General features: G+C 71.3%; 20 protein-coding genes and 1 pseudogene. 15 read left to right on the top strand and 6 right to left on the bottom strand.

The window, feature by feature from the left end; genetic code table 11:
- Nucleotides 1-28 precede the first annotated feature (28 nt).
- On the bottom strand, nucleotides 29-1117 hold the full coding sequence (locus Leucomu_RS13795; protein WP_017882661.1) for an ABC transporter ATP-binding protein: 1089 nt from the start codon (nucleotides 1115-1117) through the stop codon (nucleotides 29-31).
- A gap of 196 nt (nucleotides 1118-1313) precedes the next feature.
- Here Leucomu_RS13795 and Leucomu_RS13790 point away from each other — a divergent pair, with 196 nt between their 5' ends.
- From Leucomu_RS13790 to Leucomu_RS13750, 9 genes and pseudogenes are all read left to right on the top strand, one after another.
- The gene (locus Leucomu_RS13790) at nucleotides 1314-2129 is read left to right on the top strand and encodes a FadR/GntR family transcriptional regulator (RefSeq protein ID WP_017882662.1); all 816 of its coding nucleotides are present in this window, start codon (nucleotides 1314-1316) and stop codon (nucleotides 2127-2129) included.
- A 25-nt stretch (nucleotides 2130-2154) separates the two neighbouring features.
- Entirely contained in the window at nucleotides 2155-2865 is a 711-nt protein-coding gene (locus tag Leucomu_RS13785; protein ID WP_128387568.1) for a cache domain-containing protein, read from the top strand.
- A gap of 240 nt (nucleotides 2866-3105) precedes the next feature.
- Nucleotides 3106-4035, top strand: coding sequence for a ribokinase (locus Leucomu_RS13780; RefSeq protein WP_017882664.1), 930 nt, complete (start codon nucleotides 3106-3108; stop codon nucleotides 4033-4035).
- Nucleotides 4032-5030, top strand: coding sequence for an ABC transporter permease (locus Leucomu_RS13775; protein WP_017882665.1), 999 nt, complete (start codon nucleotides 4032-4034; stop codon nucleotides 5028-5030). The genes Leucomu_RS13780 and Leucomu_RS13775 overlap by 4 nt, the downstream gene beginning before the upstream one ends.
- A gap of 54 nt (nucleotides 5031-5084) precedes the next feature.
- Nucleotides 5085-6110: pseudogene (locus Leucomu_RS13770) on the top strand (sugar ABC transporter substrate-binding protein).
- 42 nt (nucleotides 6111-6152) lie between these two features.
- Nucleotides 6153-7673 (top strand): sugar ABC transporter ATP-binding protein, encoded by a 1521-nt coding sequence (locus tag Leucomu_RS13765; protein WP_128387567.1) that lies wholly within the window; start codon nucleotides 6153-6155, stop codon nucleotides 7671-7673.
- A gap of 19 nt (nucleotides 7674-7692) precedes the next feature.
- Nucleotides 7693-8148, top strand: coding sequence for a D-ribose pyranase (gene rbsD, locus Leucomu_RS13760; protein WP_128387566.1), 456 nt, complete (start codon nucleotides 7693-7695; stop codon nucleotides 8146-8148).
- A 47-nt stretch (nucleotides 8149-8195) separates the two neighbouring features.
- A complete protein-coding gene (deoC, locus tag Leucomu_RS13755; protein WP_128387565.1) occupies nucleotides 8196-8897 on the top strand; it encodes a deoxyribose-phosphate aldolase in 702 nt (233 codons plus the stop codon).
- Between the two features lie 92 nt (nucleotides 8898-8989).
- Complete coding sequence (locus tag Leucomu_RS13750; protein WP_031289496.1) at nucleotides 8990-9727, top strand: GntR family transcriptional regulator; 738 nt, start codon at nucleotides 8990-8992, stop codon at nucleotides 9725-9727.
- A 28-nt stretch (nucleotides 9728-9755) separates the two neighbouring features.
- On the opposite strand, the gene Leucomu_RS13745 is transcribed toward Leucomu_RS13750, so the two are convergent.
- Nucleotides 9756-10886, bottom strand: coding sequence for a mannose-1-phosphate guanylyltransferase (locus Leucomu_RS13745; protein WP_017883866.1), 1131 nt, complete (start codon nucleotides 10884-10886; stop codon nucleotides 9756-9758).
- A 319-nt stretch (nucleotides 10887-11205) separates the two neighbouring features.
- On the opposite strand from Leucomu_RS13745, the gene sdhC reads away from it, so the two are divergent.
- From sdhC to Leucomu_RS13715, 6 genes are all read left to right on the top strand, one after another.
- The gene (sdhC, locus tag Leucomu_RS13740; protein WP_031289961.1) at nucleotides 11206-11538 is read left to right on the top strand and encodes a succinate dehydrogenase, cytochrome b556 subunit; all 333 of its coding nucleotides are present in this window, start codon (nucleotides 11206-11208) and stop codon (nucleotides 11536-11538) included.
- Between the two features lie 16 nt (nucleotides 11539-11554).
- The gene (locus tag Leucomu_RS13735; protein ID WP_017883864.1) at nucleotides 11555-12001 is read left to right on the top strand and encodes a succinate dehydrogenase hydrophobic membrane anchor subunit; all 447 of its coding nucleotides are present in this window, start codon (nucleotides 11555-11557) and stop codon (nucleotides 11999-12001) included.
- Nucleotides 12002-12046: 45 nt separating this feature from the next.
- A complete protein-coding gene (sdhA, locus tag Leucomu_RS13730) occupies nucleotides 12047-13879 on the top strand; it encodes a succinate dehydrogenase flavoprotein subunit (RefSeq protein WP_017883863.1) in 1833 nt (610 codons plus the stop codon).
- 3 nt (nucleotides 13880-13882) lie between these two features.
- Nucleotides 13883-14680, top strand: a complete 798-nt coding sequence (locus tag Leucomu_RS13725) for a succinate dehydrogenase iron-sulfur subunit (protein ID WP_017883862.1) — start codon at nucleotides 13883-13885, stop codon at nucleotides 14678-14680.
- 37 nt (nucleotides 14681-14717) lie between these two features.
- A complete protein-coding gene (locus tag Leucomu_RS13720; RefSeq protein WP_228407118.1) occupies nucleotides 14718-15716 on the top strand; it encodes a YihY/virulence factor BrkB family protein in 999 nt (332 codons plus the stop codon).
- Between the two features lie 145 nt (nucleotides 15717-15861).
- Nucleotides 15862-17166 (top strand): thymidine phosphorylase, encoded by a 1305-nt coding sequence (locus tag Leucomu_RS13715; RefSeq protein ID WP_128387563.1) that lies wholly within the window; start codon nucleotides 15862-15864, stop codon nucleotides 17164-17166.
- Nucleotides 17167-17174: 8 nt separating this feature from the next.
- Here Leucomu_RS13715 and Leucomu_RS13710 read toward each other — a convergent pair whose 3' ends face one another.
- The 4 genes from Leucomu_RS13710 to Leucomu_RS13695 all read right to left on the bottom strand — a co-directional run bounded on the left by Leucomu_RS13710 (nucleotide 17175) and on the right by Leucomu_RS13695 (nucleotide 22506).
- Nucleotides 17175-18116, bottom strand: a complete 942-nt coding sequence (locus tag Leucomu_RS13710) for an ADP-dependent NAD(P)H-hydrate dehydratase (RefSeq protein ID WP_128387562.1) — start codon at nucleotides 18114-18116, stop codon at nucleotides 17175-17177.
- Nucleotides 18113-19966 (bottom strand): phospho-sugar mutase, encoded by a 1854-nt coding sequence (locus Leucomu_RS13705; protein WP_128387561.1) that lies wholly within the window; start codon nucleotides 19964-19966, stop codon nucleotides 18113-18115. Before Leucomu_RS13705 ends, Leucomu_RS13710 begins: the two co-directional genes overlap by 4 nt.
- A gap of 118 nt (nucleotides 19967-20084) precedes the next feature.
- Nucleotides 20085-21248, bottom strand: a complete 1164-nt coding sequence (locus tag Leucomu_RS13700) for a PucR family transcriptional regulator (protein ID WP_128387560.1) — start codon at nucleotides 21246-21248, stop codon at nucleotides 20085-20087.
- Between the two features lie 28 nt (nucleotides 21249-21276).
- Nucleotides 21277-22506: a flavin monoamine oxidase family protein gene (locus Leucomu_RS13695; protein WP_128387559.1), complete on the bottom strand. Its 1230-nt coding sequence runs from the start codon at nucleotides 22504-22506 to the stop codon at nucleotides 21277-21279.
- Nucleotides 22507-22680 lie beyond the last annotated feature (174 nt).

Below are 22680 nucleotides of genomic sequence, written 5' to 3'. Positions count from 1 at the left end.
TTCGGGGCTGGTGGCGGGGCGAGGGCGGTCAGACCGCGGCCGGTTCGCCGGGTGCGGCGACCGCCGTGCCGGGGACCGCGACCGCGTGGCTGCGCTCGAAGCGCAGACTGACGGTGTCGCCGCGCTGCACGGGGTCGGTGCGGGGGCTCTGGTTGTTCTGCTTCTCGGAGATGAAGCGCATGCCGCTCTCGGTCTCGACGAGGTAGCGGGTGTGGGCGCCCGCGTAGACGGTCTCGAGCACTCGGCCGGAGAGCGAGATCGTGCCGTCGGTCGCGGGCGCGGCGGGGTCGGCGATCTGCACCCGTTCGGGGCGCACGCTGTGGGGCGAGCTCTCGCCCAGGATGGCGAGGGCGGCGTCGCCGGCGAGCAGGTTCGTGATGCCGAGGAAGCGGGCCACGAACTCGGTCTGGGGAAACTCGTAGACCTCTCGGGGGCTGCCGACCTGCTCGATCCTGCCGTTGTTGAACACGGCGACCCGGTCGGAGAGCGTGAGCGCCTCCTCCTGGTCGTGGGTGACGAACACGAAGGTGATCCCGACCTCGCGCTGGATCTGCTTGAGCTCGAACTGCATCTGCTCGCGCAGCTGCTTGTCGAGAGCGCCGAGGGGTTCGTCGAGCAGCAGCACCTTGGGGCGCAGGATCAGTGCGCGTGCGAGTGCGATGCGCTGCCGCTGGCCGCCCGAGAGCTGCGAGGGGCGGCGCTCGGCGACGTGGGAGAGCTGCACCTGTTCGAGGGCCTCGCCGACGAGGCGCGCCCGCTCGGCCTTGGAGATGCCGCGCACTGTGAGGCCGTAGGCGACGTTCTCGGCGATGGTGAGGTGGGGGAAGAGAGCGTAGTCCTGGAAGACGGTGTTGACCTCTCGGTCGAACGGCGCGGAGGCGGTGACGTCCTGGCCGTGCAGCAGGATGCGGCCGGAGGTCGGCTCCTCGAAGCCGGCGATCATGCGCAGCACCGTCGTCTTGCCCGACCCGGAGGGGCCGAGCATGGAGAAGAACTCGCCGGCGCGGATGTCGATGTCGAGGTCTTTGACCGCGACGAGGTCGCCGAACTGCTTGTGGACGCCCTGGACGGAGACGGCCGCCTGGCCGTGCTCGTCGGCGGGGGTGGTGTGGCGCATGGTGCGGATGCTCCTCAACGTCGTTGTCGGAAGGGCTCGTGACGAGCCGATAAATGAAACATAACATATGGGTTTATAGGTTTGAATGCGAGAATGATTCCGGCAAGTCACGTTTTCATTACGTTGCGGCTCAGCGAATCCTCACTCGCGCCGTGGGAAACTCTTCACGGATCCGCAGGCAGATCGGAGGTCGTCGGTGAACAGCTCGCTCACGCAGTCGCCTCCGAGCCGCCTGCGCACCGCCGCCTTCGCCCCGATCGGCGAGGAGGGCCGCACCGAGCAGGTGGTCTCGCGCATCGTGCAGGCGATCTCGGTCGGCGCCTTCACCGAGGGCGAGCGGCTGCCGAGCGAGACCGAACTCTCCGGGCTGCTGGGCGTGGCCGTCGTCACGGTGCGCGAAGCGCTGGGCGCGCTGCGGCACCGGGGCCTCATCGAGACGCGGCGCGGGAGGCACGGCGGCAGCTTCGTCCGGTCGAGCCACGGCGCGGTCGAGGAGGTCAACGCGCGGGCGCTCGCGGCGATGCCGCGCGTCGCGCTCGCCGACCTGGGCGTGCACTACGAGGTGATCGTGGGAGCCTGCGCCGACTACGCCTGCCTGCGCGCGACGGCCGAGGAGCTCGACGTGGTGCGCGGCCTGCTCGACGCCGCCCGCGATCTGACCCCCGAACTCTGGCGCCGACGCGTCACCGAGGTGCAGCTCGAGCTCGCGGCGCTCAGCCAGTCGGTGCGCCTCACCAACGAGCACGTGCGCGTGCAGACGGAGTTCACCCCGCTGCTCGCCCTGCAGGACCTCGACGCGGCCGCGCGCCGGTGCACCCACGATGCGCTCGCCTCCCAGATCGAGGCGACCCGCGCGGGCGACGCCGCCGCGGCGCGCTCCGTCGTGCGCGAGAGCGTGCGGGGCTCGGTGCGCTGGCTCGTCGCCTTCCGCGCCGAGCTGCTCGCCGACCCGCGCGACGAGGTGTTTCGTGCCACACTGGACTCACGCCGGGCGGACGACCGCTCCGGGTGACGGCCTCGAAGGGGAGGGGACTGAGGTGATTACGGCAGCGGATCGCGCGCTCGAGAGCGGGATCGAGACGGTCGACGAGTTCTTCGACGGCGTCTTCGCGCCGCTCGACGCCTGGCTCCCCCGCCTGAGCGAGCAGTTGCGGCAGCAGCTGCGCGGCGGCCCGATGAGCGGCGCCCAGCTCGCGGCGCTCGTGGAGCCCGAGGCTCACGCGATCCTCGACGCCTCCGACCGCCCGCTCTACGGCGCCGGGTACTGCGCGAGCGAGAGCGTGGTCTCGGAGGGCAATCCGCTCGCCTGGTGGCAGGGCCCCGAGCGCAGCCTGCTCGCCTCGTCCACCTTCGGGCCGGGCCAGGCCGCGATCGACCTCGTGCGCCTCGAGTGGTACCGCGTGCCGCTGGCCACGGGCGAGCGCCACGTCGCCGGCCCCTTCGTCGACTACCTCTGCTCGAACGAGATCACGATCACGTCGTCGATCCCCGTGATGCTCGACGGCGGCTTCGCCGGTGTGGTCTGCGCCGATGTGCTCGTGTCGTCGCTCGAGGGCGTGCTGCTGCCGAGCGTCGCGGAACTGCCCGAGGCGACGCTCGTGAACGCGGGCGGGCGCGTGGTCGTGTCGAGCGACCCGGGGTACGAGACGGGCGATCGATTCGCGGGCGGCGGCCTCGACTCGCTCGACGACTCGGTGCGGGTGGCCCGCTCGTCGCGCTACCCGTTCGCGCTCGTCGCCCCGCGCTAGCGCCGATCCTCGCCTCTGATCGCGGCGGCGACCCGCGGGATCGCGGCCGCGCGGCGTTTCGGCGCGCCCATCTGCCGGCCGCGCGAGGCGCGCTCGGCGGCGCCGCCGCGCGAGCGCTTCTCGGGTTCCGCGGCCCGACGCGGAGCGTGCGGGGGCGCCGCTTGACGCGCGCGCCGAATCGCCCTACAAATTCGTAATTGTTCATAGTTGTCCACGTACAAAGAAGTTCGGTGCGAATCAATGAAGATTGCGGTAGTCGGAAGCTACGGCGTCGGCCTCACGATGCGAGTGCCGCGCTTCCCCTCAGCGGGTGAGACCGTCAGCGGCGGCTCGTTCGCGAGCGAGCACGGCGGCAAGGGATCCAATCAGGCGATCGGCGCCGCGCGCCTCGGCGCGCGCGTCAGCTTCCTGACCGCGATCGGAGACGATGCCCACGGAAGGGCGGCCCGCGAGCTCTGGGCCCGGGAGGACGTCGACGCCGAGCGCGTCGTCACCGCGCAGGGGCCGACGATGGTCGGCTTCATCGAGGTCGACCCCTCGGGCGAGAACCGCATCGCAATCGCCCCCGGCGCGCTCGACGAGCTCGACGCCGAGGCCGTCGAGGCGTTCCGCCCCGAGATCGAGCGGGCGGACGTGCTCGTGGTGTCGATGGAGATCCCCCGTGCGGCGGTCGCCGCGGCGCTGCGCATCGGCCGTCTCTGCGGCACCCGCACGCTGCTCAACCCCGCCCCCGCCAGGCGGCTCCCGGACGAGGTCTGGGCCGACATCGACGTGATCACCCCGAACCAGACCGAGGCGCCGGTGCTCCTCGGCCTGGTCGCCGACCACGGGCTCGACGACGTGGCGCTCGCGACCATGCTGCAGCAGCGCACGGGCGGGTGCGCGATCCTCACGCGCGGGGGCCACGGCGCGCTCATCGCCGACGCCGAGGGGGTGCGACCGGTGCAGGCGCACGCGGTCGCCAACGTGGTCGACACGACCGGCGCCGGCGACTCCTTCACGGCCGCCCTGGCCGTCGGGCTGGCCACCGCCCGCTCGGTCGACGCCGCCGCCGAGCTGGCCGCGGCCGCCGGCGCGCACGCCGTGACCGTCGCCGGCGTCATCCCCTCACTGCCCACCGCCGAACAGCTCGGCCTGCCCCGCCCCACCCAGAACGGAGAAGCCCGATGACCACCACCGCTGCGCTTCCGCAGAAGAAGTTCGACGTCCGCGCGTTCGTGCACGCGCGCGAGGCGGGGGTGCTCGCGGCGCTCGTGCTGCTGTTCATCCTGGGAGCGGTGCTCTCGCCCAACTTCGTGCAGGCCGACAACCTGCTCTCGGTCGGTCAGCAGATCGCGCAGATCGGGATCATGGCCATCGGGGCGACGTTCGTGATCGTCAACGGCGAGATCGACCTCTCGGTGGGCTCCATCTACGCCCTCGCGGCGATCAGCACCGGAATGGTGATCGCCGCCGGCATCGCCTGGCCGGTGGCCGTGCTCGTCGGCCTGGCCGTCGGCGTGCTCGCCGGGCTGCTCAACGGCCTCGCCGTCGTGCTGCTCGGAGTGCCCTCCTTCATCGTGACCCTCGGCACGCTGAGCGTGTTCCGGGGCGCCACCCTGCTCATCTCGGACGGCGCCCCCATCTCGCTGAGCTCGTCGCAGCCCGGAGTCGCCGAGTTCACCCTGCTCGGGCAGGGGCGGCTGTTCGGGATCGTGCCGATGCAGCTCATCTTCTTCGCCGTCATCGCGGCCATCGGCGTCGTGCTGCTCTCGCGCTCGCGCTTCGGGTTCAACACCTACGCGGTCGGCGGCAATCAGGAGGCCGCTCGTCTCGTCGGCATCAACGTCAAGCGGGTGAAGGTCGGCGCCTTCGTGCTCTCCGGCCTGACCGCAGCCATGGCGGGCGTGCTCGGCCTCTCGTTCCTGTCGTACGTGCAGGGCGTCACGGGCACCGGCCTCGAGCTGACCGTGATCTCGGCGGTGATCATCGGAGGCGCGGCGCTCTTCGGCGGCAGCGGCACGATGCTCGGCACCGTGATCGGGGTCGCGTTCATCGGGCTGCTGCAGAACATCCTCAACATCAACGGCATCTCGTCGTTCTGGCAGACGGTCGTCACCGGCCTCGTGATCATCGCGGCCGTCGCCGCCGACACCTGGCAGCGCAAGCGCAAGACCCGCGCCTGAGCACTCGAGCACTTCACCATCACCAACGGACACACCAGCACAAAGGAGTCATCGATGTCCCTCGTATCAGCTGCCAGGAAGGCGGCCGTCGCAGGAATCGCGGCGGCGGCACTCGCACTCGGCATGACCGGCTGCGGCGCCATCACCACGGGCAATGAGGCCGCCTCGCCGGACGGCTTCCAGCTCGCCGACTACATCCAGAAGCGGATCGACGACGGCGAGGAGCTGCGCATCAAGCTCAGCTACCACGACCCGTCGCTCGCCTTCGCCACTCCCATCACCGCGGGCATGGAGCGCGCCGGCGAGGAGTTCGGCGTCGACGTGCAGCTGATCGGCCCCACCGGCGGCGATGCCGCGAAGCAGGTCGCCGAGCTGCAGACAGCGATCCAGCAGAAGTCGGTCGACGGCCTCGCCGTCTCCTCCGCCTCGAGCGACGCCCTGAAGCCGGTGATCGAGCAGGCGTACAACGCCGGCATCCCGATCATCTCGTTCAACACCGACAACCCCGACTCTCAGCAGATGGGCTTCGTGGGCCAGGATCTCAAGGCCTCGGGCCAGGCTCAGGCCGAGGAGCTGGTCTCGGTGCTCGGCGAGGAGGCGACCGGCAAGGTCGTGGTCTTCTAGCTCGACACCGGCGCCGGTTGGTCGCACGACCGCTTCGGCGGGTTCGAGGAGGGCCTCTCGGGCACGGACCTCGAGATCGTCGGCCCGGTGAACGTGGGCAACGAGCCCAACGCGGCCTACAACACCGTCGAGTCGACCATGGCCGGTCAGTCGGACGTCGTGGCGATCGCGGGCCTCGACTGCTGCTCGACGACCGCCGCGGCCCAGTGGGTCGAGCAGTCCGGCAACACCGGCAAGATCAGCATGGTCGGCTTCGACCTGCTGCCCCAGACGGCCGAGTTCCTCGAGAAGGGCGTCGTCACGTTCACCATCAGCCAGAACCCCGAGGAGCAGGGCTACCAGGCGGTCAAGACGCTCGTCGACTTCCTCACCGAGGGCACCGAGATCACCGGCGTCGACACCGGGGCCCAGTTCATCACCAAGGACAACCTGGGCGAGGCGACGGTCGAGGGCTGACCCCGGCCGGCGGGTCGCAGACGGAGAGACAGGAAGACGAACATGGCACACATCGAGCCGGCGGTCCGGGTGCGCGAGCTGAGCCGCGCCTTCGGGCCGGTACGCGCCCTCGACGGCGTGAGCTTCGACATCCCCGAGGGCGAGATCACCGCCCTGCTGGGCGAGAACGGGGCCGGCAAGTCGACGCTGCTCAAGATCCTCGCCGGCCTGCAGCCGCCGAGCAGCGGCACCGTCACGGTGTTCGGGGAGGAGGTCGCCTCCTTCGACCCGAACACCGTGCTCACCCGGCACAGCGTGGCCATCGTGCCGCAGGAGCTCTCCCTGCTGCCCGACCGCACGGTGGCCGAGAACGTGCTCGCGGGCGTCGAACCCGGCAACCGCTGGTTCCCCTCGAAAGCCGGCATGCGGCGGCGCACCGCCGAGCTGCTGGCCGAGCTCGATCTCGACATCGACCCGGGCACGGTCGTGCGCGAGCTGGACCTCGCGACGCAGCAGCTCGTGGTGGTCGCCCGCTCGATCGCCCGCGGCTGCCGCGTGCTGATCCTCGACGAGCCCACCGCGATGCTCACCCCTGCGGAGGCCGCCCGGCTCTTCGCCCTGATGGGCCGGCTCAAGCAGGCCGGCACGACCATTATCTACGTCTCGCACCGCATGCCCGAGGTGTTCGAGCTGTGCGATCAGCTCGAGGTGCTGCGCGACGGCAGGCATGTCGCCTCGTGGCGGCGCGACGAGACGACGCCCGAGCAGGCCGTGGCCGCGATGGTTGGCCGCCAGCTCGGCCAGTTCGCCACCCGCGCCGAGCAGGGCTCCACCGCGCGGGAGTCCGCCTCGCCCGTGCTCGAGGTCGAGCAGCTCGGCGGGCGGCGCCACGCGGACGTGAGCTTCACCGTTCGGCCGGGCGAGATCCTGGGCGTCGCCGGGCTGCCCGATTCGGGGCGGGTCGAACTGCTGCAGAACATCTTCGGCGCGCAGCCGGGAGGATCCGGCTCCGTGCGCGTGCTCGGTGAGGACTACGCCTCCCGCTCGCCGATCGCGAGCGTCGAGCGGCGGCTCGCCTTCGTGCCGGGCGAGCGTCGAGCCCAGGGGCTGCTGACGACCATGAGCGTCTCCGACAACATCGGCGCCCTCACGGCCCGGTCGCTCACGAGACTCGGCCTGATCCGCCGTCGCGAGTTCGATCGACGGGCCCGCGAGCAGGCGGGGCGCCTGCGGGTCAAGACCGCGACCATGAGCCAGGGGATCACCTCCCTGTCGGGCGGCAACCAGCAGAAGGCGATGCTCGGCCGGTGGCTCGCCATCGATCCCGGCGTCATCATGCTCGACGAGCCCACCCGCGGCGTGGACGTCGGGGCGAAGGCCGAGATCTACGAGCTGCTGTTCGACCTCGCCGCTCAGGGGGTCGGGATCCTGTGCTCCTCGTCGGACCTGCCCGAACTGCTCACCATCACCGACCGCATCGCGGTGATGCGCGAGGGGCGGCTCGCCGCGGTGATCGACAGCGGCGCCGCGACCGAAGAATCCATCATGGCGCTGGCGACCGGCGCCACCGCATCCATCGCCTAGGCGACCGAGAGGAAGACCCATGAAGAAGTCAGGAATCCTGAACGACAAGCTCAGCGCCGCGCTCGCGACGCTCGGCCACACCGACCTGATCCTCGTCGTCGACGCGGGGTTCCCGATCCCGCGCGATGCCGACCGCATCGACCTCGCGATCGCCGAGAACCTGCCCGACCTGCGCACCATTCTCGGCCTCATCTCGCAGGAGCTCGTCGTGGAGGGGGTCGTGCGCGCCGAAGACGTGGTCTCGAACAACCCGCGGCTCGACGAGTGGCTGCAGCAGACGTTCGCGGGCGCCGAGTTCACCACCCGCAGCCACGCGGACATGCTCGGCGAGCTCGCCCGGCAGGCGAAGGTGATCGTGCGCACGGGCGCGTTCGAGCCGTGGGGCAACATCGGCCTCGTCTGCGGCGTCGACGTGCCGAAGTGGTTCGGCGGCGACGGCGTCGTCGTTCCCGACTACTACGCCGACAAGCTCTGACCTCTCCGCGTACGCGGATCCACCGAAACAAGAAAAGAGAACTGACATTGTCTAGTGCAGAGGAACTCACGCTCGCACCCGCCGAGCTCGCACCCTACGTGCAGCACACGCTCATCGAGACGGGCATCACGAAGGAGCGGATGGTCGCGCACGCGCGCGAGGCGGTGGAGCACGGCTTCAACGCGGCGATGGTCCCCGCGTCGTGGGTGCCGCTCGTCGCCTCCGAGCTGGCGGGCACGGGCGTCGAGCTCGCGTCGGCCCTCGACTTCCCCAACGTCGGCGTCATGACCAGCGCGGGCAAGGCCGCGGAGGCGGCGGAGATCGCGCGGCTCGGCGCGACGCAGCTCGACATCGGCGTGCAGATCGGCTGGCTGAAGAGCGGCATGTACGACGAGTTCCGCGAGGACATCGCGGGTGTGGTGCGGGCGAGTGGCATCCCGGTCAAGGTGATGCTGGAGCTGCCGCTGCTCACGGAGGCGGAGCGGGAGGCCGCGGTCGAGCTGTCGCAGGAGGCGGGCGCCGCGTTCTTGAAGAACGCGAGCAGCGGCCAGATCGAGACGGCGAACCCCGAGAGTGTGCGCTACCTCGTGGACCGCGCGCGCGACGGCGTGCAGGTGAAGGCCTCGGGCTCGATCAAGACCTACGACCAGGCGCTCTCGCTGCTGCGCGCGGGCGCCGTGCTGCTCGGCACGAGCGCGGGGCTCAAGATCGTCACCGACACCGGCGACGAGAGCACCGTCAGCTACTGAGAACATCCGCCGCCCCGGTTGGACACGCCACCCGGGACGGTGGTATTCAGGGAGCACGCAACGAGCCGGCGACAGATGATGGGGAGGCGAGCGTGAGCACAATCGATCGTGACGCTCCGGTGGCGATTCACACGCAGATCTCCGACCGGATCCGGCTGAAGATCGCCTCCGGCGAGTGGCCCCCGCACTACCGTCTCAAGAGCGAACCCGAGCTGGCCCAGGAGCTCGGCGTGAGCCGGGGCACGCTCAGACGGGCCCTGTCGACGCTGATCGAGGAGGGGCTGCTGCGCCAGGTGCGCGGGCGGGGCACCTTCGTCACCTCGACGATCATCGAGCCGGCGATCGCCCAGAAGCTGTCGACCCTCACCGAGGACTTCGCGCGTCAGGGGGTGGTGACGGAGACCGCGGTGATCGCCTGCGAGCTCATGGATCCGCCGAAGCCGGTGGCCGCGCTGCTCGAGGCCGGCGTCGGAAGCCGCGTGCTGCGGCTGGTGCGAGTGCGCAGCACCGAGCAGGGTCCGGTGGCGCTGCTGCACAACTACGTGCGCGCCGACATCGCGCCCGGCATCGAGCAGCAGGACTTCGGGGTGCAGAGCCTCTTCGGGGTGCTCGAGCAGACGTACCGGCTGAAGATCGCCTCGGCGCGGCGCACGTTCAGCGCCGAGCCGGCCTCCGACGAGGTCTCGGCCGCGCTCGGGCTCCCGGAGGGGGCGCCCGTGCAGTACCTGCAGCAGGTGACCTACCTCGACGACGATCGCCCGGTCGAGTACTCGGACGTCTGGATCCACAGCGGGCGCCTGCAGGTGACCTCGCTGCTCTCGCGCCGCTGAGGCGCCGCGGGCGCCGCCGCGACGCCGGCTAGAGCAGGTGGCCGCCGCCGGCCAGCTTCATGCGGTTGACGAGGTTCTTCACGTCTTGCGCGCGGCTCTTCGTGGTGACGAGCAGCACGTCGGCGGTGTCGACCACGACCACGTCCTCGACGCCCACGAGCGCGACGAGGCGCTCGCTCTCCGAGACGACGATGCCGCTCGAGGCGTCCGACAGCACCTGGGCGCCGTCGCCGAGCACGGCGAGGTCGCTGCCGCGGCCGCGCGTCAGCAGGTTCGCCACCGAGGCGAAGTCGCCCACGTCGTCCCAGTCGAAGTGGGCCGCGACGCAGACCATCTTGCCCGCGGCGGCGGCCGGCTCGGCCACGGTGTAGTCGATCGCGATCTTCGGCAGGGCGGGCCAGAGGCGCTCGCGCACGTCGGCGCCCCGGTCGGTGTCCCAGCTCGCCGCGATCTCGCGCAGCGCGCTCACGAGCTCGGGATCGGCGAGCGCCATCTGATCGAGCAGCACGGTGGCGCGGGCGATGAACATGCCGGCGTTCCAGAGGTAGCCGCCGTGGGAGAGGTACTCCTCGGCCTGCTCGGCGTCGGGCTTCTCGACGAACTCGGACACGTCGTAGACGTCGAAGGGGGCGAGGTCGCCGCGGGCCTCGCCGCACGAGATGTAGCCGAAGCCGGTCGCGGGGTGCGAGGGGTGGATGCCGATGGTCGCGATGTAGCCGCGGTCGGCCGCCTGCACCGCGGTGGTGACGGCCCGCTGGAAGAGCACGTCGCCGCGGATGACGTGGTCGGCGGCGAAGGAGCCGAGGATCGCGTCGGGGTCGCGCAGCTCGAGCAGCGCCGCCGCGAGCCCGATCGCGGCGGAGGAGTCCTTGGGTTCGCTCTCGGTGATGAGGTTCTGCGGCAGGAGTTCGGGGAGCTGGCGCATGACCGAGTCGCGGTGCGAGACGCCGGTGACGACCATCACGCGTTCGGCGGGGGCGATGGGGGAGAGGCGGTCCCAGGTGGCCCGCAGCAGCGAGTCTCCCGAGCCGGTCAGGTCGAGCAGGAACTTTGGCGCGTTCGCGCGCGACAGCGGCCAGAGGCGGGATCCGACGCCTCCGGCCGGGATCACGCAGGTGAGGCGCTCGACGGCGGGGCGCGGGACGGTGGCGTCAGACATGGTTCCAGACTAGCCAGTCGGGGCCGCGGACGAGACCGGCGCGGGCCGAATCATCAGATGAAACGGGGCTCACGCCCGAGGATCGGGCGTGCGGGGGCGCGCCCGAAATGGTGACATAATGGTGGGCGCAGCGGATTCTCAGTTTGGAGAGATCATCGGGTGCGCCCGCGCTCCCTGAGACCGCGCTGTCAGCCGCCGAGCCGAGCTCGGTGAAGCAGGACCAAGGAGGAAGCCCGTGTCAGCCCAAACGGCAGAGGCCGCACCCGCGGCGAAGAAGAAGAGCCGCCCGGGCGGCACGCTCTACCGCGGCAACGAGGGCATGTGGTCCTGGGTGCTGCACCGCATCACGGGCGTCGCGATCTTCTTCTTCCTGCTCGTGCACGTGCTCGACACCGCGCTCGTGCGTGTGAGCCCCGAGGCCTACAACGCGGTCATGAGCGTCTACAAGACCCCCATCATGGGTCTCGGCGAAGCCGCGCTCGTCGCCGCGATCGTGTTCCACGCCTACAACGGCATCCGCATCATCCTCGTCGACTACTGGCGCAAGGGTGCGCACTACCAGCGCGCGATGTTCTGGATCGTGATCGCCGCCTGGGCGATCACCATGGCCGGCTTCCTGCCGCGCCACCTGATGAACGTGTTCGGGCACTAGGCGAGGAGAGACAGACATGACGATGACGATCGAATCCCCGCGCTCGAAGGCCCCCGCCAAGAAGCGCACCAACTGGGAGAAGTGGGGCTGGATCTACATGCGCGTCTCGGGCGTCCTGCTCGTGGTGCTCGTGTTCGGCCACCTCTTCTCGAACCTGATCGCCACGCCTGGTGGCGTGCACGCGATCGACTTCGGCTTCGTGGGCGGCAAGCTCGCCAACCCGTTCTGGCAGGTGTGGGACGTGCTGCTGCTGTGGCTCGCCCTGATCCACGGCGCCAACGGCATGCGCACCATCGTGAACGACTACGTCACCCGCCCCGGTCTCGCGAAGACCTTCAAGGTGCTGCTGTTCCTCTCCGCCGCGCTGCTGATCCTGCTCGGCACCTTCGTGGTGTTCACGCTCGATCCCTGCCCCGCGGGAGCCGATCCGTCGCTCGTGGCGTCGTTCTGCAACGCGTCGTAGCGACCGCGGCATCTCAGGCTTACAGACTCGAAGAATAGGACTCACGTGACCACAGACACCCATCAGGGCGAGGACGTCACCGTCAAGGACGGTGTCACCTACCATCAGTTCGACGTCGTGATCGTCGGCGCGGGCGGCGCGGGCATGCGCGCCGCGATCGAGGCCGGCCCGAAGGCGAAGACCGCGGTCATCACCAAGCTGTACCCCACCCGCTCGCACACCGGCGCGGCGCAGGGCGGCATGGCGGCGGCGCTCGCGAACGTCGAGGACGACAACTGGGAGTGGCACACCTTCGACACGGTCAAGGGCGGCGACTACCTCGTCGACCAGGACGCGGCCGAGATCCTCGCCAAGGAGGCCATCGACGCGGTCATCGACCTCGAGAACATGGGCCTGCCGTTCAACCGCACGCCCGAGGGCAAGATCGACCAGCGCCGCTTCGGCGGCCACACGCGCGATCACGGCAAGGCGCCCGTGCGCCGCGCCTGCTACGCGGCGGACCGCACCGGCCACATGATCCTGCAGACGCTGTTCCAGAACTGCGTGAAGCTGGGCGTCAACTTCTACAACGAGTTCTACGTGCTCGACCTCGTGATGACGGGCGAGGGCAAGCACCGCCGCCCCGCCGGCGTGGTGGCCTACGAGCTCTCCACGGGCGAGCTGCACGTCTTCCAGGCCAAGTCGATCGTGTTCGCCACCGGCGGCTTCGGCAAGATCTTCAAGACCACCTCGAACGCCCACACCCTCACGGGCGACGGCGTCGGCATCATCTGGCGCAAGGGCCTGCCGCTCGAGGACATGGAGTTCTACCAGTTCCATCCGACGGGCCTCGCCGGCCTCGGCATCCTCCTCACCGAAGGAGCCCGAGGCGAGGGCGCGATCCTGCGCAACGCGAGCGGCGAGCGCTTCATGGAGCGCTACGCCCCCACCATCAAAGACCTCGCGCCCCGCGACATCGTCGCGCGCTGCATGGTGCAGGAGGTGCTCGACGGCCGCGGCGCCGGCCCGCACAAGGACTACGTCTACCTCGACTGCACCCACCTGGGCGCCGAGGTGCTCGAGACCAAGCTCCCCGACATCACCGAGTTCGCGCGCACCTACCTGGGCGTCGACCCGGTCGTCGAGCCCGTGCCGGTGTTCCCCACCGCGCACTACGCGATGGGCGGCATCCCGACCAACAACGCGGCCGAGGTGCTCATGGACAACGACACGGTCGTGCCCGGGCTCTACGCCGCCGGCGAGTGCGCCTGCGTGTCGGTGCACGGCGCGAACCGTCTCGGCACCAACTCGCTGCTCGACATCAACGTGTTCGGCAAGCGCTCGGGCAACAACGCGGCCGACTTCGCGCAGACCGCCGACTTCGTCGAGCTGCCCGCCGATCCCGCCCGCGAGATCCGCGAGCTCGTCGATCGCTTCCGCACCGGCACCGGCACCGAGCGCGTCGCCGACATCCGGCGCGAGCTGCAGGAGGCCATGGACCGCGGAGCCCAGGTGTTCCGCACCGAGGAATCGCTCACCGAGGTGCTCGGCGTGATCCACGACCTGCGCGTGCGCTACATGAACGTGGGCGTGCAGGATCGCGGCAAGCGCTACAACACCGACCTGCTCGAGGCGATCGAGCTGGGCTTCCTGCTCGACCTCGCCGAGGTGCTCGCGTACACCGCGCGCAACCGCAAGGAGAGCCGCGGCGGCCACATGCGCGACGACTACCCGAATCGCGACGACGAGAACTACATGCAGCACACCATGGCGTACCTCTCGGGAGACCCGCACTCGGCCGACCCCGACGATCACATCCGGCTCGATTGGAAGCCCGTCGTGTTCACGAAGAACGAGCAGGGCGAGTTGAACTACCCGCCCATGGAGAGGAAGTACTAGGCCATGAGCACCGCTACCGCAGAAGCGACGGCCGTCGACTCCACGGAGACCGCAGCAGCCGGAGACGCTCCCGACGCGCCGAAGCCCTTTACGGTCACCCTGCTGGTGCGCCGTTACAACCCCGAGTCGGGTCGTGACGCGTACTGGGAGGACTTCGACGTCGAGATGTACCCCACCGACCGTATCCTCGACGCGCTGCACCGCATCAAGTGGGACCAGGACGGCACGCTCGCGTTCCGCCGCTCCTGCGCCCACGGCATCTGCGGCTCCGACGCCATGCGCATCAACGGCCGCAACCGTCTCGCGTGCAAGACGCTCATCAAGGATCTCGACATCTCGAAGCCGATCTACGTCGAGGCGATCAAGGGCCTGCCCCTCGAGAAGGATCTGATCGTCGACATGGAGCCGTTCTTCGCGGCCTACCGTGCGGTCAACCCGTTCCTCATGCCGGACTCGGCCCCACCCGTGCCGGGCAAGGAGCGCCTGCAGACGATCGAGGATCGCGAGCGCTTCGACGACACCACGAAGTGCATCCTGTGCGCCGCGTGCACGACCAGCTGCCCGGTCTTCTGGACCGACGGCCAGTACTTCGGCCCGGCCGCGATCGTCAACGCGCACCGCTTCATCTTCGACTCGCGCGACGACAACGCCCAGGTGCGTCTCGACGTGCTGAACGACACCGAGGGCGTGTGGCGCTGCCGCACCACCTTCAACTGCACCGACGCGTGCCCCCGCGGCATCCAGGTCACCAAGGCCATCGCCGAGGTGAAGGCCGCGATCCGCACCGGCAAGACGAAGTAGCGCCCGCGCCCAGCGCCGGGTGGCTGCACTCGACGGCATGACGACGCCCCGCGATCCCCGCTCCTCCGACGAGGAGCGGGATCGCGGGGCGTCGCGCGTCTCGGCGGTGTCGCGAGAACTCGTCGAACAGGGGCAGGGCGTCTGGGCCCGGCTGCGGGATTCGCGGCCGTTCCGCTCCTTCTTCCACTTCACCGACGTGGGCGGATCGGTGCTCGCGGCCGGCATGAGCTATCAGGCGGTGTTCGCGGTGTTCGCGGCGCTCTGGATCGGCTTCAGCGTGTTCGGCATCGTGCTGCGCGGCCGACCCGAGCTGCTGGAATCCCTGATCGAGCAGCTCAACCTGTTCGTGCCCGGCCTCGTGGGCACGGGCGACGGCGGCGCGGTGCAACTGGCGATGCTGCTGCAGAGCCGAACGCTCGACTGGAGCAGCGCGATCGCGGGCGCCGCGCTCGTCTACGTCGCGGTGACCTGGTTCACGGGCACGCGCCGCGCGATCCGCATCATCTTCGGCCTCGAGGTGCGGCAGTACCGCAACGTGGTGCTGCTCAAGCTGCGCGACCTGGTGCTGGCGCTGGGCTTCATGCTGGCGATCATCGTCTCGGCGGCGCTCACGGTGTTCAGCTCGAACCTCACCGATCTGCTGGTGTCGTGGTTCGGCGGCGATCCCGACGGCTGGCTGCTGGGCGGTCTCGGCACGGTCGCCCGATACGGCGCGATGTACGTCTTCGACACGCTCGTGCTCGTCGCCATCTTCCGGCTGCTCGCCGAGGTGCGGGTACCGAGGTGGAGCCTGCTGCGGGGCTGCGCCCTCGGCGGGCTGGCGCTGTTCGGCATCAAGGTGCTGGGGTCGTCCCTGCTCGGCGGCGCCTCCCACAACCCGCTGCTGGCCTCGTTCGCGGTGCTGGTGGGGCTGCTGATCTGGTTCAACGTGATCTGCCGCACGCTGCTGCTCACCGGCTGCTGGATCGCGGCCGGCCAGGACGACGAGCTGGGGCGGCCGGATCCCGATCGCTCGCGCGTGCTCGACGTGTTCTGAGGACCTCGAGGGTCTCTCCTCCCCTCCGTATGGGATCTGCCGTCCGTATGCCGGACCGGGCCGACTCCTGCATACGGACGGCTGATCCCATACCGACGGCGGGGATCGGGGAGCGGGGATCGGGGAGCCGCCATAGGCTGGTGGCATGGAGCAGCTCAGCGATCCCGAACCCTTCGACGTCGTCGACCTGATCACGCGCAAGCGCTTCGCAGGCGCCCTCACCCGCGCCGAGATCGACTGGCTGGTGGACGCGTTCACGCGCGGCGTCGTGGCGCCGGAGCAGATGAGCGCACTGCTCATGGCGATCGTGATCCAGGAGATGGAGCGCGAGGAGATCCGAGATCTGACCGCCGCGATGATCGCGAGCGGTGAGCGCCTGAGCTTCTCGGGGCTCGGCCGACCCGCCATCGACAATCACTCGACGGGCGGCGTGGGCGACAAGATCACGCTTCCGCTGGTGCCGCTCATGGCGTCGCTGGGGGTGGCGGTGCCGCAGCTGTCGGGGCGGGGTCTCGGGCACACGGGCGGCACGCTCGACAAGCTCGAGTCGATTGCCGGGTGGCGGGCATCGCTGTCGAACGACGAGATGAAGCGGATGCTGCGCGAGGTGGGCGGGGTGATCTGCGCGGCGGGGTCGGGGCTCGCCCCCGCGGATCGCGCGATGTACGCCCTGCGCGACGTCACGGGCACGGTGGCGTCGGTGCCGCTCATCGCCTCGTCGATCATGAGCAAGAAGATCGCGGAGGGGGCCGACGGCCTCGTGCTCGACGTGAAGTTCGGTTCGGGCGCTTTTCTTCCCGCCGTCGACGACGCGCGCGAGCTGGCGACGACGATGGTGCGGTTGGGCGCCGATTCTGGGTTGCGCACGGTGGCGCTCCTCACCGACATGGATGCGCCCCTGGGCCGAGCGGTCGGCAACGCGAACGAGGTGCGCGAGTCGGTCGAGGTGCTCGCGGGCGGCGGGCCCGCCGACGTGGTGGAGCTGACGCTCGCGCTGGCGCGGGAGATGCTGGAGCTCGCGGGGAAGAGCGACATCGATCCGGCCGGGGCGCTGGCCGACGGTCGCGCGATGGACGCGTGGCGGCGCCTCGTCGCCGGCCAGGGCGGCGATCCCGACGCACCGCTGCCCGTCGCGCGTGAGACCGAGACGGTGCGAGCGGCGGCCGCCGGTGTGGTGCAGCGCGTCGACGCGCGCGCCGTCGGGGTGGGCGCCTGGCGTCTGGGCGCGGGGCGGGCGCGGCCCGGCGACCCCGTCGACCACGCCGCCGGGGTCGAGGTGCTGGTGCGCCCCGGCGATCGGGTGCGGGTCGGCGATCCGCTGTTCGAGGTGGCGTGCGATTCGCCGGGCCGCATGGTGCGCGGGGTGGAGTCGCTCGCGGGGGCGGTGGAGCTCGGCGAGGCGGTTCCGGATCCGCGCCCCCTCGTCGCGGATCGCGTCACCGCGGGCTGAGGCCCGGGTCAGGCGAGCGCGGCGACGGCGGCCGGCACGGCGCCGGCGACGTCGAGCGCGGTGATCGGCCGACCCGACCCGGCGGCCTCGGGGTCGCCGGCCGCGATCCTGGCCGCCGCGTCGTGCAGCAGCGCGGCGGTGGCGCCGATGCGGGCGAGGGAGGCGGGATCCTCGCGCACGCCGGCGGCGTGCGCCGCGACGAGCGCGCCGAGGATCCCGGCGAGCACGTCGCCGGTGCCGGCGGTCGCGAGCCAGGGCGTCGAGGGGCCGACGAGCAGCGGCGCCTCGCCCGGCGCCGCGCACACGGTGACGGAGCCCTTGAGCAGCACGGTCGCCTCGAGGCGCTCGGCGAGGCGGGCGGCGGTCTCGGCTCGTCCGCGCTGCGCGTCGCCGTCGGCGCCGCCGCGCGGATCCCAGTCGTCGGGCAGGGCGCCGAGCCCCGAGGCTCGCCACAGGCGCTCGAACTCGCCGCCGTGCGGGGTGAGGATCGCGGGCGCCCCGTCGCGGGGGCCGTCGTCGCCGGATCGGGCCTGCGCGACGAGATCGAGCGCACCGGCGTCGATCACGAGCGGAGCGCCGCCGCGCAGCAGTTCGAGCAGCGCCGATCGCTCGGCCGTCGAGCGGTCGGCGGGATCGGTGCCCGATCCGAGCACCCAGGCGTCCGACGGCCGGGATCCGGGCTCCCCGAACACCGTCTCCGGGTGCACCGCGAGCACCGACGCCGCGGGCGAGGGAAGCCCGTGGGGCGACGGGGCGTCGTCGAGGGCCGGCACGTAGCGCACCATGCCCGCACCCGTGCGCCACGCCGCCGAGACGCCCAGCAGCGCGGCGCCCGGGTACTGCGCCGAGCCGGTGCGCATGCCGAGCACGCCCCGCCGGTACTTGTCGTCGCCGGCGCTCGGACGGCGCAGCCATTCGGCCGCGCGCTCCCGCGACCAGTGCCCGATCATGACGCTCCGGCCCCCGGGGCGCCGGCCTCGGAAGCCCCAGCCTGCAGCCGATCGAGGTAGTCGCGCACGGCTCGTTCGAGGGTGCTCAGCGCCCGCCCGGCCGTGCGACGGCGCTTCCTCGCGGACCCCGCATCGCTGAAGGTGTCGAGATAGATCTTGAGCTTCGGCTCGGTGCCGCTCGGCCGGATCATGACGCGCGAGCCGTCGGAGAGGTCGTAGCGCAGCACGTCGGCGGGCACCTCGGCGAGCCCGGGCGTCAGCAGATCCTGCGCGGACGCCACCTCGACGTCGCCGAATGCGCGGGGCGGATCCTGCCGCACCCGTGCGGCGAGCGCCGACGCGGCGGCCATGGAGGGGAACCGCAGCGTGATCTGCCCGCTGGCGAAGTGGCCGAAGCGCTCGCTCGCGTCGTCGAGCAGGTCCCACAGCGTGCGCCCCTCGGACGCGGCTTCGCGGGCCATGGCGATCGCGTCGGCGCTGGCCGAGATGCCGTCCTTGTCGCGCACGATGCCGGGGTGCGTGAGATAGCCGAGGGCCTCCTCGAAGCCGAAGACGAGGCCCGGCACGCGCGACACCCATTTGAAGCCCGAGAGGGTCTCGGCGTAGTCGAGCCCGTACTCGCGGGCGACCGCGCGCAGCGCGGGCGAGGAGACGATCGTGCACGCGAGGGCGCCGGACGGGGCCGTGCCCGCGAGGGCCGCGCGGGCGCGCTCGCGCTCGGCCGCGCGCCAGCCGAGCAGCAGGCCGAGCTCGTTGCCGGTGAGCCGGCGGTAGCCGGAGGGCTCGTCGGGGTGCGGCAGCGCGATCGCGAGACGGTCGGCGTCGGGGTCGTGCGCGACCACGAGATCGGCTTCGATACCGCGGGCGGTGCGGAAGGCGAGATCGAGGGCGCCGGGCTCCTCGGGGTTCGGGAACGCGACGGTGGGGAACGCCCCGTCGGGGCGATCCTGCTCGCGCACCGGCACGACCGAGGGCAGCCCGGTCGAGGCGAAGACCCGCTGGGCGATGTCGGAACCCACGCCGTGCATCGCCGTGTAGGCGATCCGCAGTCCGGTGCCGGCCCCGAGCGCCACGCCGGGCGTCTCGGGAGGCTGGGGCAGGCCGCCGAGCAGGGCGGCCGCGGTCTCCGAGACGTAGGCGTCGGCGACGCCGCGCCCCAGCACCGTGTACTCGGTGGATCGGGGCAGCTGCGCGACCGGCGTCTGCGCGACCCGCTCGATGCGGGCGGCGATCTCGGCGTCCGCCGGCGGCACGATCTGCGATCCGGCGTCGTCGTCGCCGAGATAGACCTTGTAGCCGTTGTCGCGGGGCGGATTGTGGCTCGCCGTGATCATCACGCCGGCCGAGACGCCGAGGTGCCGCACCGCGAACGCGGTGAGGGGCGTCGGACCGGCGTCGGGCAGCAGGAAGACGCGCACACCGGCGCCCTCCATCACCTCGGCAGCGTCGCGGGCGAACACGGCAGACCCGACCCGCCCGTCGTAGCCGATCACGATCGATGGCGGGGTGCTCGCCCGGCCCGAGGCCGCGCGCTCCAGCAGGTACGCCGCGAAACCCGCGCTCGTCTGCGAGACCACGACCCGGTTCATGCGCCGCGGCCCGGGCCCGATGCGCCCCCGCAGGCCGGCCGTGCCGAAGGCGAGCCTGCCCCCGAACGCGTCGCTCAGCTCGGCGGCCGCCTCGGCGTCGCCGTCGAGCGTCGATGTGATGAGGCGCCTGGTCTCGGCCTGCGCGTCGAGATCGATGTCGTGCTCGGCCCAGGCGCTCGCCTCGGCGATGCGCTCGAGCAGCGTCTCCTCGGAGTGCGCGGATCCGTCGTTCCCCGGCTTCCCGTCGTCAGGCAGTGCCATCGCGGTTCCTCCCTCCCCGCCACGAGCGTCGCGGTGTTTTCAAGCTACCATTCGCAACGGGTCCGGGCGCACAGCGCGTGAGGGCTTCTCCCCGCGGTTGCGAGCGCCCCGGGGCCGCTCAGTGCACCTCCCCGGGCTGGCCCGAGGGCGCCGCGGCCTCGGCGGGCTCGAGGTCGCCGCAGCTGATGGCCGCCTGCACGGCGAGCCAGCACTCGGCGGTGTCCTCGATCGACGAGAGATCGCGGTCGATGATCTTCTCGATGCGCGAGATTCGGGCGATGAGGGTCTGACGGTGCACGAAGAGGCGCTCGGCGGCGCGCACCCAGCTGCGGTTCTCCTCCAGGAAGACGCGCAGGGTCTGCGTGAGGGAGGTGCCGCGCTGCTCGTCGTAGGTGCGCAGCGGCCCCAGCACCTGGTTCGCGATGCGGCGCAGCTGCTCGGCGCTGCTCGGCAGGAAGAGCGAGGTGGTCTCGTGCTCGCCGAAGTGCAGCACGCCGCTCGCGAGGTGGTTGCGCACCAGTGCGCTGCGCGCCTGCTGCACGGCGTTCGGCAGCTCGTCGAGACCGTCGAAGGGCGCGCTCGCCCCGACGCGGGCTCCGGCGGTCGCGATCGCGTCGAGCGCCCGGCCGAGCGCATCGCCCGCCTCGGCGAGCAGCAGCACCTGATCGCCCTCTGCCGCGGTGAGCACCGGCAGCTGCTGCGCGGCGAAGGCCTCGCGGATCTGGTGGTGCACGGCCCGGCCCCCGGCCCCCTGGACGACCGCGATGAGCGAGGGCTGGCGGATGCCGTGCGGCTCGAGCAGGCGCGCGGCCGACGGGCCGGGGATCGCACCGGTGCAGAGCTCGGCGAGCAGCAGCGCGCCGTAGCGCTGCTCGGTCTGCTGCACCAGCTTGTCGCGGCCGCGCTGCACGGCCTCGGCGACCGCCATCGCGAGCGTGATGTACCGCACCTCGTGCGCCGTCGACAGCACCGGGAAGCCGATGTGGGCGGCGTACGCGAGCGCCGGCTCGGTGAACGACGCGTCCATCATGTGCTCGTCGACGGTCACGGCTGCGATCCCGACCGCCTGCATGCCCCGCAGGTAGGCGCACTGCTCGTCGGTGGTCTCCGGCACGCCGAGGCCGGTGGTCATGACCAGCGCCCCCTCGCCCAGCCAGCGCCACGGATCGGGCTGCTCGCAGACGTGGGCCCACGTGATGACGCGCTCCTCCCCGACGCCCGGGGCCAGGGACACCGTGCGCGCGGCTGGCAGGTCGAGGAGCGACCTCACTGTGAAGGTCATGAGTCAAGGGTACATTTGCGCGGCTTCGTCATGAGGAGAGTGCGCGTGCGATGGCCGCTGCGGCCCGGTAGCCCGACTCGACGGCGCCCGAGAGCGACTGGGCGAGACCCGTGTGCTCGCCGGCGACGGCGACGCGGCCCGCCGCGCGCTCGAAGACGCGCGCGTCGGCCGCCTCCCACTCGAGGCCGGGGGCGGTGTAGGCGCCCCGGGTCCACGGGTCGTCCGCCCACGTGGTGAGCAGCACGTCGCCGTCGATCTCCAGCTGCGGGCGCATCTCGCGCAGCGCGCGCACCCAGCCCTCGGCGCCCGCTTCGATCTGCAGCGCTTCGAGCGCGAACGGACCGCCGGCGAACGACGAGAGCGCGTCGATGCGGTGCTCGCCGTCGATCGAGAGCGAGCGCCACGACCACCACGTGTGGTCCGGGTTCTGCAGAGCGACGTCGTCGTCGACCCGCGAGAGGGGCACGCCGAGCTTCGCGGCGACCCCCATGAAACGGTGGTCCAGGGCGCGCTGCTGGTCGTCCGGCAGTGCGAAGCCGAGCTCGAGCTCGCGCAGGATCGGCAGCGGCACTGCGACCACCGCCGCATCGGCGTCGATCCTGGTGCCGTCGGCGAGCGTCACCTGCACCGCGGTGTTCGACTGATCGATCGCGCGGATCGGGTGCTCGAGGCGCACCCGATCGCCGAGGCGGCGCGCGAGTTCGATCGCGAGCGCCTGGTTGCCTCCCACGAAGCGCCCGCCGTCCTCGACGTAGCCGCCAGCCGTCGACGACTCGTGCAGCAGCACGGCCTCGGCGCTGACCAGCGCCGGATCGGCCGCGGCCGACGTGGTCGTGCGCCGGTAAACGGGGTCGAGCCGGTAGCCCTCGCCCAGAGCTTCGGCGAAGGCGCGCTCCAGCGACACCTCGCGCTCGCCGTCGGCGAGCATCCGCGCGAGCGTGTCGCGCACGCGGCCGCCCGTCTCGCCGAGCTCGGCGAACGAGATCACGCGGCCGTTCACGGTGCGGCGGCCGTAGCGCACGCCGTGCGACATGATCGCCACGCCCACCTCGGCGGCGAGCCGGCGGATCGGGAACTCGGTGGGGAAGACGTACTCGCCGCCGCGCTCGGTCACCTCTCCGTTGCCGAGACGCTGCGACCAGGTGCGGCCGCCCACGCGATCCCGCGCCTCGAGCACGGTGCACCGATGGCCGGCCTTCTCGAGCTCCCACGCTGCGGTGAGGCCGGCGAGACCGGCTCCGATGACGACGATGTCCATTGCGTTCCTCCTCGAACGGTGAGCGGTGCCCGACACCCATGCTAGGGATCGAGGCGGCCCGACGAGCCCTCCCCGGGCATACTCGTGGGCGAAACCTTATGTTCGTACTACCGCCGCCGGGCTCGCCATACGAATCTATGAAAGATGCCTCGCCGCGGTAACGAAGGGGTAACG

The organism is Leucobacter muris, from assembly GCF_004028235.1.
Classification (GTDB): Bacteria; Actinomycetota; Actinomycetes; order Actinomycetales; family Microbacteriaceae; genus Leucobacter; species Leucobacter muris.
Note: the sequence above shows the minus strand (reverse complement) of the source record. Positions and strands in the feature narration are given on the sequence as shown.

What these genes read in the sequence shown, in the direction of transcription:
- Leucomu_RS13795 (WP_017882661.1), bottom strand. Translation starts at nt 1,117, where the DNA reads ATGCGCCACACCACCCCCGCCGACGAGCACGGCCAGGCGGCCGTCTCC.
- Leucomu_RS13780 (WP_017882664.1), top strand. Translation starts at nt 3,106, where the DNA reads ATGAAGATTGCGGTAGTCGGAAGCTACGGCGTCGGCCTCACGATGCGA.
- Leucomu_RS13775 (WP_017882665.1), top strand. Translation starts at nt 4,032, where the DNA reads ATGACCACCACCGCTGCGCTTCCGCAGAAGAAGTTCGACGTCCGCGCG.
- Leucomu_RS13765 (WP_128387567.1), top strand. Translation starts at nt 6,153, where the DNA reads ATGGCACACATCGAGCCGGCGGTCCGGGTGCGCGAGCTGAGCCGCGCC.
- rbsD (WP_128387566.1), top strand. Translation starts at nt 7,693, where the DNA reads ATGAAGAAGTCAGGAATCCTGAACGACAAGCTCAGCGCCGCGCTCGCG.
- Leucomu_RS13745 (WP_017883866.1), bottom strand. Translation starts at nt 10,886, where the DNA reads ATGTCTGACGCCACCGTCCCGCGCCCCGCCGTCGAGCGCCTCACCTGC.
- sdhC (WP_031289961.1), top strand. Translation starts at nt 11,206, where the DNA reads ATGTGGTCCTGGGTGCTGCACCGCATCACGGGCGTCGCGATCTTCTTC.
- Leucomu_RS13735 (WP_017883864.1), top strand. Translation starts at nt 11,555, where the DNA reads ATGACGATGACGATCGAATCCCCGCGCTCGAAGGCCCCCGCCAAGAAG.
- Leucomu_RS13725 (WP_017883862.1), top strand. Translation starts at nt 13,883, where the DNA reads ATGAGCACCGCTACCGCAGAAGCGACGGCCGTCGACTCCACGGAGACC.
- Leucomu_RS13720 (WP_228407118.1), top strand. Translation starts at nt 14,718, where the DNA reads ATGACGACGCCCCGCGATCCCCGCTCCTCCGACGAGGAGCGGGATCGC.
- Leucomu_RS13715 (WP_128387563.1), top strand. Translation starts at nt 15,862, where the DNA reads ATGGAGCAGCTCAGCGATCCCGAACCCTTCGACGTCGTCGACCTGATC.
- Leucomu_RS13710 (WP_128387562.1), bottom strand. Translation starts at nt 18,116, where the DNA reads ATGATCGGGCACTGGTCGCGGGAGCGCGCGGCCGAATGGCTGCGCCGT.
- Leucomu_RS13705 (WP_128387561.1), bottom strand. Translation starts at nt 19,966, where the DNA reads ATGGCACTGCCTGACGACGGGAAGCCGGGGAACGACGGATCCGCGCAC.
- Leucomu_RS13700 (WP_128387560.1), bottom strand. Translation starts at nt 21,248, where the DNA reads ATGACCTTCACAGTGAGGTCGCTCCTCGACCTGCCAGCCGCGCGCACG.
- Leucomu_RS13695 (WP_128387559.1), bottom strand. Translation starts at nt 22,506, where the DNA reads ATGGACATCGTCGTCATCGGAGCCGGTCTCGCCGGCCTCACCGCAGCG.